At 54.4% G+C, this 13,036-nt stretch carries 9 protein-coding genes; 8 read left to right on the top strand and 1 reads right to left on the bottom strand.

Features of this window, described 5'->3' with window-relative positions:
- Positions 1-70 precede the first annotated feature (70 nt).
- The 8 genes from L855_RS11475 (at position 71) to L855_RS11440 (ending at position 10,586) form a co-directional block, all read left to right on the top strand.
- Positions 71-1,258 carry a pyridoxal phosphate-dependent aminotransferase gene (locus L855_RS11475; RefSeq protein WP_246198825.1) on the top strand — a complete coding sequence of 396 codons (1,188 nt, stop codon included), beginning with the start codon at positions 71-73 and terminating at the stop codon, positions 1,256-1,258.
- Positions 1,259-1,397: 139 nt separating this feature from the next.
- Positions 1,398-4,175 (top strand): Calx-beta domain-containing protein, encoded by a 2,778-nt coding sequence (locus L855_RS11470; RefSeq protein WP_159788117.1) that lies wholly within the window; start codon positions 1,398-1,400, stop codon positions 4,173-4,175.
- 238 nt (positions 4,176-4,413) lie between these two features.
- The gene (locus L855_RS11465) at positions 4,414-5,100 is read left to right on the top strand and encodes a Crp/Fnr family transcriptional regulator (protein ID WP_159788115.1); all 687 of its coding nucleotides are present in this window, start codon (positions 4,414-4,416) and stop codon (positions 5,098-5,100) included.
- A gap of 131 nt (positions 5,101-5,231) precedes the next feature.
- The gene (locus L855_RS11460) at positions 5,232-6,287 is read left to right on the top strand and encodes a hypothetical protein (RefSeq protein WP_159788113.1); all 1,056 of its coding nucleotides are present in this window, start codon (positions 5,232-5,234) and stop codon (positions 6,285-6,287) included.
- A gap of 102 nt (positions 6,288-6,389) precedes the next feature.
- The gene (locus tag L855_RS11455) at positions 6,390-8,198 is read left to right on the top strand and encodes an aspartate kinase (protein WP_159788111.1); all 1,809 of its coding nucleotides are present in this window, start codon (positions 6,390-6,392) and stop codon (positions 8,196-8,198) included.
- A gap of 183 nt (positions 8,199-8,381) precedes the next feature.
- Positions 8,382-9,308 carry a tRNA pseudouridine(55) synthase TruB gene (truB, locus tag L855_RS11450; RefSeq protein ID WP_219730005.1) on the top strand — a complete coding sequence of 309 codons (927 nt, stop codon included), beginning with the start codon at positions 8,382-8,384 and terminating at the stop codon, positions 9,306-9,308.
- Positions 9,309-9,337: 29 nt separating this feature from the next.
- A complete protein-coding gene (locus L855_RS11445) occupies positions 9,338-10,120 on the top strand; it encodes a hypothetical protein (protein ID WP_159791078.1) in 783 nt (260 codons plus the stop codon).
- A gap of 157 nt (positions 10,121-10,277) precedes the next feature.
- Positions 10,278-10,586, top strand: coding sequence for a DUF3082 domain-containing protein (locus L855_RS11440; protein ID WP_159788107.1), 309 nt, complete (start codon positions 10,278-10,280; stop codon positions 10,584-10,586).
- Positions 10,587-10,649: 63 nt separating this feature from the next.
- On the opposite strand, the gene L855_RS11435 is transcribed toward L855_RS11440, so the two are convergent.
- Positions 10,650-12,593: a serine/threonine-protein kinase gene (locus L855_RS11435; protein WP_159788105.1), complete on the bottom strand. Its 1,944-nt coding sequence runs from the start codon at positions 12,591-12,593 to the stop codon at positions 10,650-10,652.
- Positions 12,594-13,036: the final 443 nt, after the last annotated feature.

Genomic DNA, 13,036 nt, shown 5'->3' with positions numbered 1-13,036 from the left:
CTTTAAGGGATAGCGGTAAAATTCCCCTAATCCAGTTGGCTGATGATTACACTGCCTTAAAAAAGACACAATGAACATTTCCCAGACCATTTCTCAACGAGTTGCTCAAGTCCCCGCCTCTATGACCCTGGTGATCGCGGCCAAAGGGAAGGCCATGAAAGCCGAGGGCATTGATGTCTGTAGCTTTAGTGCCGGAGAACCGGATTTTCCGACGCCTCAGCATATTGTAGAGGCGGCGAAGCAGGCTTTGGATGAGGGGAAAACTCGCTATGGTCCCGCAGCCGGAGAACTTCAGCTACGAGAGGCCATTGCCCAGAAGTTGCAAACAGACAACCAATTGGATGTTAGCCCACAACAGATTCAAGTGACCAATGGTGGCAAACAGGCGATCTACAATGCCATCGCCGCCTTGGTGAATCCTGGCGATGAGGTGATTATTCCCGCTCCTTACTGGGTGAGTTATCCCGAAATTGTCAAACTGGCCGAGGGCGTCCCCGTGATTGTCCCCACCCGTGCCGAGAGTCAATACAAAATCACCCCGGAACAGCTTAAAGGGGCGATTACGGAACGGACCAAACTGTTTGTTCTTAATTCTCCCTCAAACCCGACGGGAATGGTCTATAGCCCCGAGGAAATTCGCGCCCTGGCTGAGGTGGTGTTGGAGCATGACCTGTTGGTGCTCTCCGATGAGATCTATGAAAAACTTCTCTATGATGGGGCGGAACATCTCAGCATCGGGTCAGTTTCACCGGAACTGGGCGATCGCACCATCACCTGTAGTGGCTTTGCCAAGGCCTATTCCATGACCGGTTGGCGCCTAGGCTATCTCGCAGCTCCCCTGCCCTTGATTCAAGCGACGAGTACCTTACAAAGCCATAGTACTTCCAACGTCTGTACCTTCGCCCAATTTGGGGCGATCGCCGCCCTGAGCGACCCCAAATCTCCCGGCTGCATTGAACAGATGCGTCAGGCCTTCGACAAGCGTCGCCAATATATGTACGATCGCCTCAGCCAACTGCCAGGAACCAGCGTCGTCAAGCCCAAGGGGGCGTTTTACATGTACGTCAACATCAGCAAGCTAGGCCTTCCCTCCTACGAGTTTTGTGAGCGTCTGTTAGAGGAGTATCATGTCGCCGCCATCCCGGGGATCGCCTTTGGAACCGATGACTGTCTTCGTCTGTCATATGCTACAGACCTGGCATCAGCGGAGAAAGGACTCGATCGCCTAGAAACTTTTGTGCGGATGATTAGTCGTTAGGGATGAAGCCGGACAGACGGAGTCGGGGTGAACGGAGTTCGCCCTTGACGCTGATACCCATGACCGCTATTTCAGACCCGCTCCCTGCCCATTCGCCACAGGTCACGGTTCACCGTTACGGATTACGTACATTACGACTATGGTCTCGTCCTTCTTTAACCCCTCCAACCCCTCCAACCCCTCACGCCATCCCCTGTTTGGCGTCCGTCCTATTGAAGAATCCGATACCCTCATGCCTGAGACTCCCCTCGATGAACAGCCCCCCAATACTGAGCCAACCCCTGACGAGACGCCCCCGAGGAATGAGGATACCTTAACCGGAACCCCCTCTCGGGTGGTGGTTGGCAGCGAGGAGGATAATTTTCTCTTTGGCTTTGAGGGCAATGATACGCTCCTGGGCCTCGGCGGAAATGATGTCATTCTCGGGGGAGCTGGGGACAACATCATCAGTGGCGGCTCGGGGGATGATATTCTCCGGGGGGGCGCGGGCAACGATAGTCTCGTAGGCGGCTCGGGAGATGATATCCTCGGGGGCGATGAGGGGCGCAATCGGTTACAGGGTGGCTCGGGGAATAATATCTTCTTGTTGCAACCCCGACGACAACTGCGGCTCAATTTAACCTCGTTGGTCCCCCAGTTCGCTGATTTTGAGCCTCAACGCTTTCCCCTAAACAACCTCAACCAACTGTTCAATAACCCCGCGGCCTTTGAGTCAGAGCAGCCGGATTTAGTCGATGAGCGCAATCGCTTAATTGAGGCGGCCCTGGAGAACAATCTAGAGCCAGGAGAGGATGCCCCAGAACGAGAGGTGATTATTGAAGACTTTGACCCCAGCCAAGATCGTCTCGGACTGATGGGGTCATTACGGTTTGAGGATTTAGAGATTCGCACTGGGGATGGGGATGAGCCAACGGTTGAGATTCGGGTCCGAGAGACGGGTGAAGTTTTAGCACGGCTGCTATCGGATGATCCCGACATCGCCGCACAAATCACGGAGGAAACCGTGGTTCGTTTGGATGAGGTGCAATTCACTCAGGAGCGGCTGCAACAGGATGAGGCGGGAGATCTGCTGAAAGAGGTGACCCTGGAACGGAATCGCTCTAGTGGCAGTACCATCGCCGTCGCGGTGACCTCTCGGGTTGAGAATGGGCCAGATAGCAACGGCGAGCCGGAGCGGGTTTGGGTCATCTTTGGTCCCACGGAACGGGAGAAAACCGTGCAAATTTCTCTGGATGAGTCTTTGCCGGAGAGGGCCTCGGAGGTAACCCTACAACTGGAAACGCCCCTGGGAGGCGCCAGTTTAGGACCTCAGGATCAGGCGGTGTTGGAGTTGTTCCAACCGGAGCCGGTTGAGCCAGAACCGATGCTGGTCAATTTGCAACGGGTTCGACCCCTCCGAGCCAATGAAGAGGCTCCCATTGAAGGGTTTGAGGTAACCTTGGTTCGCAGTGGCGATGTCACGGACGCGGCGGCGGTCAACCTGCAACTGAGTGATGCTATGGGAGACGCCAGTGAGTCGTTGCAGTCCTTGCGGGCTGAATTTGCGGCCAACCGAGCCACGACGACGGTTCGTCTTCCTCTAGCGGCTGATGTGGCTGCCCTGGAACGGCTGCGGTTCAGTTTAGCCGATCCCAGTGCCGGTCTACGTTTGGGGAGCGATCGCGAAAGCTTTTTTGATTTAATGCCCACCCCCATGGAACCGGCGTTTCTCTCCTTTGCTGAGTCCATCTTTCAGGTGGAGGAAGATGGCACGCCGATTATGGATGTGGTACTGGTTCGGGGTGGCAATCTGGAGCAGGCCTCACAGGTGACCATTGCCGTGAGTGAAGGAACCTTGGCCTTACCCGATAGCTTTGCAGAGCGATTGATTCCCGTCAGCTTCGAGCCGGGAGAACAGCAGAAAACCATCACCATCACCGGGGTACAACAGGCTGACTTAGAGGCTCCGGGAACGGTGAACTTAAGTTTGAGTAATCCCAGTCAGGGAACGGAGTTAATTCGACCCCGCACCGCTATTTTAGAGGTGTTTCCCGTGGAACCCCCGCCGCCGGATATCCCAGACCCCTTACCCCCCGATCCCCCTGAACCGGGGTCGCCGGGAGAGATTGCCTTTACCTCAGCTAACTATTTTGTGGAGGAAGATGGCAATCAGTTTGCCGAGATTTCCTTGCAGCGCCTCAATGGCAGTCAGGGAGAAGTGGGGGTCACGGTGATTCCCTTTAGTCAAACGGCTGTGGCCCCAGGGGATTTTGATGATACGCCGATTCCGGTGACCTTTGCCGATGGGCAAACTCAGCAGGTGGTGCGCCTGCCCATTGTCGATGATAGTCTGATTGAACCCCCGGAAACCCTGGGTCTAGTTTTAGCCAATCCCACCAATGGAGCCAGTTTAGGACCGCGCGGCTCAGCTACCCTGACCATTGCCCCGAGTAATGTGCCGGCTCTGTTCTCCTTTGAGGGGGTGGGACATCTCAACCCCGTCAGTGACTTCTATGGCGCTCAGGGGGTGCAATTTTCCGAAAATGCCTTGGCCCTCCTCAGTGCTACAGGATTGCGTGAGATGGGCGTACGAGAGGGCTTTGGCGGCAATTTTGAGACCGCTCCAAGTGGGGAAACAGCGGTGTCTTATAACCAGGGCGATCGCCTCTGGTTTACGGTTCAAGAAGGCTTTGCCGGTCAGGTCTCGTTTGCCTATGCCTCCCCGTTCCAAGAGCATCAGGTGACGGTGTTCTCGGGCCCCGACGGCAGCGGTGAGGTCTTGGCTCAGCTCAGTTTGGCCGAAACGCCCCAGGGAGAATTTCCCCGGGCCTATGATGTCTTTGAGACGGTGACCTTGCCCTTTGCTGGAGTGGCTCGTTCCGTGGCTATTGGCAGTGCCGCCAATAAGATTCTCTTAGATGATATTGTCGTGGGTTAGATGCCCAGGGGGATGACTGGGGATGGCCATCTTGGGGTCATCTTCCCCAGAAGCATCGTAACCCTAGGTCGGAATGCTAAAATTCAAGAGGACACGGGTTTTTCGGCAATTAGGCTGTCATCCGTCGTCCTCAATGTTTTTATAGGCGTCTGTTTTGGCTCGGTTAGGGTTGACATTCAACCTGATGACGGCCTCAGCGGCGACGTTCCCTAGACTGGCGATTTTCTCCCCAACTTTCATGCAAAGCGAAGCCTTTAGCGAGCTATTCCCTCTGTTTAACGCAGCAAATCCTGAAACGGTCGATTGGCTGTTATCGGTGGCCGATGAACATGAATATCCTCCCAATCGAGCGGTGTTAATGGAGGATGCCTGGGGAAATGCAGTGTATTTTCTGGTCTCGGGTTGGGTGAAAGTGCGCCGCCTCTCGGGGGAGGATGCTGTGACGCTGGCGATTTTAGGACGGGGTGACTTTTTTGGGGAGATGGCCATCTTAGATGAGTCTCCCCGCTCTAGTGATGCGATCGCCATCAGTGAAGTCACCCTCCTCAGTGTCTCGGCCCAACGCTTTATCCAAACTCTGTTTAAAGATGTGCAGCTTCATCACCGAATGCTGCAATTGATGGTCCGTCGGCTGCGTCAAACCAATGTCCGCTTTCAGTTACGCAACCGCCCCCCAGCGATTAAGTTAGCCAAAACCCTCGTCTCATTGGGGGAAAACTACGGCGAAGTCACCGATCGCGGAACCCGGATTTACAATCTAGATCCCAAGGACTTAGCCAATGTCTCCGATATTAGCCCGGAAGAGTCTCAGAAGTTACTGGCGAAGTTAGTGAGTAAACATTGGGTTGAGATCGACGAGGCGGATGAAAGTATGTATCTTCTCAACCTTAAACAACTGGCCCATCTGGCCGGACATATGGGGTGAGTTGGCCTCAACAGATGGTGCTAGTCTGACGGGAAGCAATCCGCTAAACTAGCGGTTAACATCAGCGGGGCCCCATGCGATCGCCCAAGTTTGGCTCTGTTGTCCGCTGCAATCCATCCCATATCTTCACTATGTCAAACGCTCACCCTTCTACGATTAGTGCAGAGGCCCCCCAACCCGCTCAGCGAGATTCAGCTCGTCGAGGCCGCAAACCCGTTTTAGAAGTCCTAGAAATGGCCTCCCTGGCGGCTTCCGGGGTCGGGATTGGTGTGGCCTTAGTGACGCAACAGGTCCTTCATGCGGCGGTTCCCATCACCCTCTCGATGTCCTTTGGGGTCCTCAATCGCCAACGCTTCCACCAGCGAATGCAGCAGCAGTATCAAGAGGCGGTAACACAACTCCATGAGAGTTTACAGGTTCTCCCCGATCCCCTGGACTTAGATCCGGTGCTACAACGGGTACTACGCCTCGAACAAAGCCAGCAGATCATGACGGATCAGCTCGAAAGTGTCAACCGTGAGCTTCGCAGCCAGAGCAACCCGCAACAGATTAACGCCCTGCACCATCAAGTGACCAGCCTGCAAGAGGATTTACAGCAAATGCAGGCCTATGTCCAGGAACAACGGCAACGAGAACAGCAACTGATTGGGCAAATTCAGCAATTACAGGGGTGGTATGAAAGCCTAAGCAGCCCCCAACAAGCTACAGAATACAAACGAGCTGAAAATGCGATCGCCCTGCTGCATCGGGAACTGGCGGTGATTAAAGGACGCTTAGCCCCCTTGGAAAACCAAGATATGCAACAGGTTCAGGCCAATATCCGTCAGTTGCAAGCCTATCTACAAGAACTCCGTAACGGTGTGACTCCCCTACGGCGGAGACAGCGGGATATGGTTCGCCGCTTGTTCCCCCGCATGATTGATCTGATTAACGACTTACGCCAACCCGAGGGCAGTTCCGTAACCAGTCCAGCCCGTTCAGCCAAGGACGGCCGCCAAGTTCCCAAGGCGATCGCCCAGCGCCCAGCCCCACCCACACCCAACCACACCCTACGCAAAGGACCCCTAACGCGCAAGCCAGAACCCCCCCCACGTCCTGCCTGGCAGACTCAAGCGGAGATTTTACGACAACGGGCCCATCAACGGCAGCAACAACAACATCAAGGAGATTCCCAACTTCCTTGGTAATTGTCCCCGGATAATTGATATGAATTTGTGAGGATTACAGTCAATCTCCTGGGAAATATGGGACAATAACCGACCGGCTCAATTGACATCTGGGGGGAGAGTATGGCACCTATCGTACAAAAATATGGCGGCACGTCCGTTGGCTCGGTGGAGCGTCTGCAAGCAGTGGCTCAACGGGTGGCCAAGACTGCCCAAACGGGACAACCGGTGGTTGTAGTGGTTTCAGCGATGGGCAAAACCACGGATGGCCTGGTGCAGTTGGCCACGGAAATCTCCTCCAATCCCTGTCGCCGGGAAATGGATATGTTGCTGTCGACCGGGGAACAAGTATCCATCGCTCTGTTGAGTTTAGCCCTCCAGGAATTGGGACAACCGGCCATTTCCATGACCGGGGCCCAGGTGGGAATTGTTACGGAAGCCGAACATAGTCGGGCCCGGATTCTTCAGATTCAAACTCAGCGCCTACAACGACATCTTGATGCTGGCAAGGTGGTCGTGGTGGCTGGATTCCAGGGCATCGCTCAGGGAGATGATTTAGAAATTACCACCTTAGGGCGCGGCGGCTCAGATACGTCAGCGGTGGCCCTGGCGGCGGCCCTGAATGCCGATCGCTGTGAAATCTATACGGATGTCCCCGGTATCCTCACCACAGACCCCCGCTTGGTTCCTGAGGCGCAACTCATGCCAGAAATCACCTGTGATGAGATGCTGGAGTTAGCCAGTTTGGGGGCGAAAGTCCTCCATCCTCGGGCGGTGGAAATTGCCCGCAATTATGGCGTGACCCTGGTGGTGCGATCGAGTTGGACGGATGACCCCGGAACCCGTGTGATTGCCCCACCTCGAAAACCGCGCCAATTAAAGGGTTTGGAATTAGTCCATCCGGTGGATGCAGTCGAATTTGATGCGGATCAGGCGAAGGTGGCTCTGTTACGAGTCCCCGATCGCCCTGGGATTGCGGCGACGCTCTTTGGTGAAATTGGTCGCCAACAGGTGGATGTGGATTTGATTGTGCAGTCGATTCATGAGGGCAATACGAATGATATTGCCTTCACGGTGACCAAGGAGATGTTAACCCGGGCGGAATCGGTGTCTCAGGCGGTCATTCCGGCTCTGACGGGTCTTGACAACACCACGGATACGGATTTACTGATTGACCCTCAGATTGCCAAAGTGAGCATCGTGGGAGCGGGAATGATTGGCCGTCCTGGAGTGGCGGCCCAGATGTTCTCGGCTTTGGCGGCGGCGGAAGTTAACATTCAGATGATTTCGACGAGTGAGGTGAAGGTTAGTTGTGTGGTGGCGGCGGAAGACGGCGATCGGGCGATCGCCTCTCTCTGTGAAGCCTTTGATGTACATCCCTCAACGGTACGAGAACAGGAGTTAGTGAGCCTAGATTCAGAGTCTAACCCTCTCATCCCCATGGTGCGCGGCGTCGCCCTCGACCAAAATCAGGCCCGTTTAGCCATTTTACAAGTCCCCGATCGAGCGGGACGAGCGGCTAAGATTTTCCAACACCTCGCGGACAAAAATATCAGTGTGGACATGATCATTCAGTCCCAACGCTGTCATATTGTCGGAGACTGTCCCCGACGAGATATTGCCTTCACGGTGGCTCAAACCGATGCAGCAGCAGCCAAAGACCTGTTAACGCCCCTCTTGGCGGCGTTAGATTGTGGTTCTCTGGTGGTTGATCCGGCGATCGCCAAGGTGAGCATTGTCGGTTCAGGGATGATTGGCCAGCCAGGGGTAGCGGCAAAAATGTTTGCGGCCCTAGCGCAAGATGGCATCAACATCGAAACCATCGCCACCTCAGAAATCAAAATTAGTTGCGTCATCCCCGAAGCGGATGGCGTCAAAGCCCTCAAAGCCATTCACAAAGCCTTCGAGTTAGGAACCCCCCGAACCCCCTAAGTTCCCCCTCTTGCCTCGGGCGACCACGGTTCGACTATCGCTCACCGACCACAAGGGTACGCCCCTACGTCTTTCCCCTCCTGGGAGGGGCAGGGGTGGGTTCCCCCCTACTGCCTACTGCCTACTGCCTACTGCCTTCTTTCCCCCTGTTCCCTGTTCCCTATTCCCTGTTCCCTATTCCCTATTCCCGTGATTGGTTTCCTAAATCTCAACAAACCCCTCGGCTGGACATCCCATGATTGTGTGGCGAAAGTTCGGGGGGTGCTGAAAACGAAAAAAGTAGGTCATGGGGGAACCCTCGATCCCAAAGCCAGCGGCGTGTTACCCCTCGCCGTCGGACGGGCCACGCGCCTGTTGCAATATCTACCCAATCGCAAAGCCTATGAAGCCACGGTGCGTTTTGGCCTGTCCACAACAACCGATGACTTGGAAGGAGATGTCATCACTCAACAGGCGGTGCCTCATCTGTCTCTGGCGCAAATTGAAGCGGTAATTCCCCAATTTTTGGGTCGAATTGAGCAAATCCCCCCTCAATATAGTGCCATTCAAGTGGGGGGAAAACGGCTTTATGATTTGGCTCGGGCTGGGGTCGAGATTGAGGTTCCGTCGCGAGAGGTGGAGGTCATGGGAATTGAGGTTCTTCAGTGGCAGCCGGGAGAGTTCCCAGAGCTTCGTTTGGGCATTCGCTGTGGGGGGGGAACCTATATTCGGGCGATCGCCCGGGATTTGGGCGCCGTTCTCGGCGCTGGGGCAACTCTGGCTCAGCTTGAACGAACCCAGAGCAGCGGCTTTCATCTGGCAGACAGTATTAGTTTAGAGGCGTTAATCGCGCAAGTAGAACGCCGCGAGGATATAGGGCCGCTGTTGTTTCCTCCTGAGGTGGCGATCGCCGATTTGCCCCAGGTTAGGCTACCGGAGCATCTGGCACAGCGGTGGTGTTTGGGGCAGCGGTTTGAGTTAGAACAAAATCAGGCTAATCGGGAGGCTGACTCGTTGGCGGTTTTTCGAGAGGATGGCCAGTTTTTAGGAATTGGAACCTGGAAAATTGGCGATTCAACTATGGATACAACGCCAAAGTTTGCTCCCAAGCTTGTCTTTTTTAATTCCTAAAATTAGCGATTCAGCTAATGTTTGATATCATGAAAACTGAGGATGTGACTACTTTTGGTGGACTCACAGTTTTTTGGGTTCTGTTGACCCTAATTACCTTTGCGGTCTTTCAATGGATTGGTATTCCCGCTGGTAATTTTGTGGACTGGGTGGTGGGGGCCGTCAGTTTTTGGTGGTTGATGGTGATTACAACGATTCCTTGGAATGTCCATTTTAAGGCGAAACAGGTAGTAGCGGAGGCCCAGGAGTCTCAGGAGAGGGGGATTCCGGTGGATGGGGAGCAGGTGCGTTATGTGACCTTGATTGTGCGGCGATCGCGCTCCGTGGCGGTCGTGCTTCATGGCCTATCGGCGTTGACGCTCTATGTGCTGGCGATCGCGGGGGTGAGCCGTATCGGCTATATTGGTTCGGTGGCCGCTTTGTTGCTGACGGGGTTACGACCGGCGATCGCGTTTTATCAATATTTAGGCAACCGTCTGCAAACCATTGACCGGGCCGTAAAATACCCTCGTGAGGATTTGTTGAGTTTGCGCGATCGCGTCTTCGCCCTGGAGCACAATTTAGAAACTCTCTCGGCTCAGGTGAATCCCGAGCAACCGAACTCCCTAATCTCAGCTCAACAACGCCAAGTGGAGGGCCTGCGTCAGGATTTAACTCGTTTGATGAGTTCTCACCGCACCTTAGAGGCTCAAAACACCTCTGAGCATGACCGCCTGGCTCGGGAAGCTCAAGGGGCCATCGCCAAACTGAATGCTGATGCTGAGTTTCTCGATCGCGCTCGCGAGTTAATCCGCTTCTTCAAGGAGGCCTAATTGCTTCTTTACCCATCCCGTCTTAAATCATAGCAATCGAGGAGTGCCTAATTGATACTCTGAGTTGGGAGAGAATCCCCTACCTATCGCCTATCGCCTATCGCCTATTGCCTTCTTGTCCCCTATTTTTTGTCCTATTCAGACCAACTTTTGCTATATGACTCAAAAGCTTGATGATACTCGTACAATTCTACGGGGCTTTACCGGCTCCTTTACCTCAGCCACCATTTCGCTATTGCTCTATCGCTTGACCCTCTCTATTGTGCAGACGTTTGCGGAAAAGCCTCTCGCGACGGATAACCAAACGGCCCTCAATATCGCGGCAGCGGTTCGTACCTTGGTGATGGGGTTGAGTGCTTTGGCGACCTTTGTGTTTGGCTTTGCGGCTTTAGGCCTGTTCTTGTTGTCTCTCCAGATTTTGGGTAAGAAGCTCTTTGGAGGGGATAAAGGTTCAGTGGAGAGTTGAGCGGGCGGCCGAGCCGCCCTGGGGGCGTTCCTTGGCTGAAGCCAGGGAACGAGGAACTGTGGCCTAGTCTAGGAGTGACTGGAGACCCCAGACTTGTAGGCGATTGTCAAACGCCCCACTGACAAAGGATTGACCATCAGCGGTGAAGTCGAAGCTGACCCAGCCTTGATGGGATTTAATCTCATTGACGCTACCGCTCTTGGTGTACCACAGAGACATATCTCCATGAGCATCTCCAATCAGCAGTAGATACTCTGAGCCGAGGGTCGAGGACACCGGGTTAGGACTGAACGCCAGGGAGACCACGGCGTTACGATGTAGGGTGTTTTGACGGGGCCGTCCGCCGCTGCGAATGTTCCATAACTCAACGGTTCCATCTTTATTGCCGGTAGCCAGAGTTTCACCATCCGGGCTAATGGCAACAGACCAAATTTCTGAGGCGCTAGAGACAAGGGGCCGCAAATAATCGCCGGTTTTCCAATCCCACAGATGCACCTTCCCATCGGCTCCTGCGGTGACGAGAAAGCGGTGATTGGGGCTAAAGGCGAGACTGCGAACTTCCCCACGATGGGCATGGAGCGTGTAGCGAGGGGTGGAGTTGCGATCGCGCACGGACTGGTGGGCATGATGGGTCATATCCCAGATTTTGACGCGACCATCACGGCCGGCACTGGCTAGGACATCACCGTTGGGGCTAAATTGCAGATGATGTACGTCATCGAAATGTCCGTGCCATGTCGCTAGGAGATTTCCCCGCTGCATATCCCAAATTTTAATGGCGTTGTCGTTGCCAGTGGTGGCGAGGAGCTGGCCGTTGGGGCTAACGGCGACACTGAAGACCGATTGAGGATGGGCCTGAAATTCGGTGGGAAGATGGCGGTGCGGGTGGCGAATTTCAATGCTGCCATCTCCTCGTCCGGTCACGATGGCGCCATCTGGACTCACGGCTACTGACCAGATGGATTCTTTCCCTTGGCTTAGGGTTTCGACGCTAGGGCCGCTGTTGCCTTTGCTGGGGATAACTTTATCCAAGGACGGACTGATGGAATCGGCATTGTATTCCAGTTGTGGGGAACGTTGTCCCCCGAGTTGTAAGAGGGTGAGGGCAAAGGAGGCGGCGAGTAAGCCGGACAGGGGACGCAAGACAAGCAGGGCGTCCCAGTTGATAGGTAAGTCAAAGCGATTGAGGTCTCTGAGGGCAGCGTCGGCGCTGGCATAACGACGGTTGAGATCGGGATGCAGCAGCCGGTTGAGAACCCGTGTGAGTTGAGGCGTAATGGAGGAACGGGTGCGATCGCGCCAGTGCCAAGTTCCCTGATGATCATCGTAGAGGTCGAAGGGAGACTGGCCGGTGAGGAGATGGACGCAGGTGGCCCCGAGGCTGTAGAGGTCGCTACTGGGGAGGGGATGTCCTTGGATTTGTTCGGGGGCGGCATATTCAGCGGAACCACTGAGGGCTTCGGCTTCGGGGCCGTTGGGGCTGGCGGTGCAATGGAGGGCGCTGAGATCTACTAATATCCATTGGCCGTCCCGTTGGATTAGGTTTTGAGGTTTAATGTCTCGGTGCAGGAGTTGGCGATCGTGGAGATCCCGCAGGGTAGGTAAAATCTGATTGAGCAGTTGGCGAATTTGCCCTTCGGTCCAAGTGCCTTGGAGTTGTAGCTGTTCGGCGGCGGTTTTGCCGTGGATGTACTCATCTACGAGATACTGAGTGCCGTCGGTTTCAAAGGCCGCTTGCAGGTTCGGCAGATGGGGATGATCTTCTAATTGCTCCCAACGCATTAACACGGGATAAGGGAGGGGCAATTCTCCGCGACTGCGATCGCGCGATCGCACCACACAAAAGGTCTGAGATGGAGTATCTTCATCGAGAGCCAAAACCGTTCGTCCATCATGGCTCAAAGATTTTAAGACTCGGTAGCGTCCTTTTATGGGCAAACTTGAGAACGCCGCATCCCGCTGGGGAGTTGGAGCAGACTGGGGGCGTGGGGAAAAGTTTTCGCTCATGGTTACAAAGGGGCTAACGGTGTGAGGAACAAAAATCCTCCCTTCAGGGTAACGCTTTCTCTGAGGGACACGGGTGAGTTATGTCTTAAGTGAGGTCGGCCAAGAACGTCCACCCTTAGGATTTTCTCGATTCTAGGGGGTCTCTATGGAGATAATGGATTACGAAATGTTAAATATAGTCCCAGGTTCTTTACCAAGGTTTCTCAGTAAAATCACCAATATATGCAAGGATTAGCCTTGTTTCAGGGCAACTTCTGGTTCTTGTACAGTATTGCTTAAGATAACGAATTATTTATTTCTGTAACATTAGTCACAACTGAGGTGGACGGGATCAGGGCTGGCTCTTAATCTGATAAAGGTTAGCTCACAGAGTGTTGACCGGAGTCTACCTAAACCCCCTGAGTCAGGCTCGACCTGAACTCGTCCGTCACTCAAGTGGATAC

It is taken from the genome of Sodalinema gerasimenkoae IPPAS B-353, from assembly GCF_009846485.1.
Classification (GTDB): Bacteria; Cyanobacteriota; Cyanobacteriia; order Cyanobacteriales; family Geitlerinemataceae; genus Sodalinema; species Sodalinema gerasimenkoae.
This window is presented reverse-complemented; position numbering and strand designations above follow the sequence as displayed.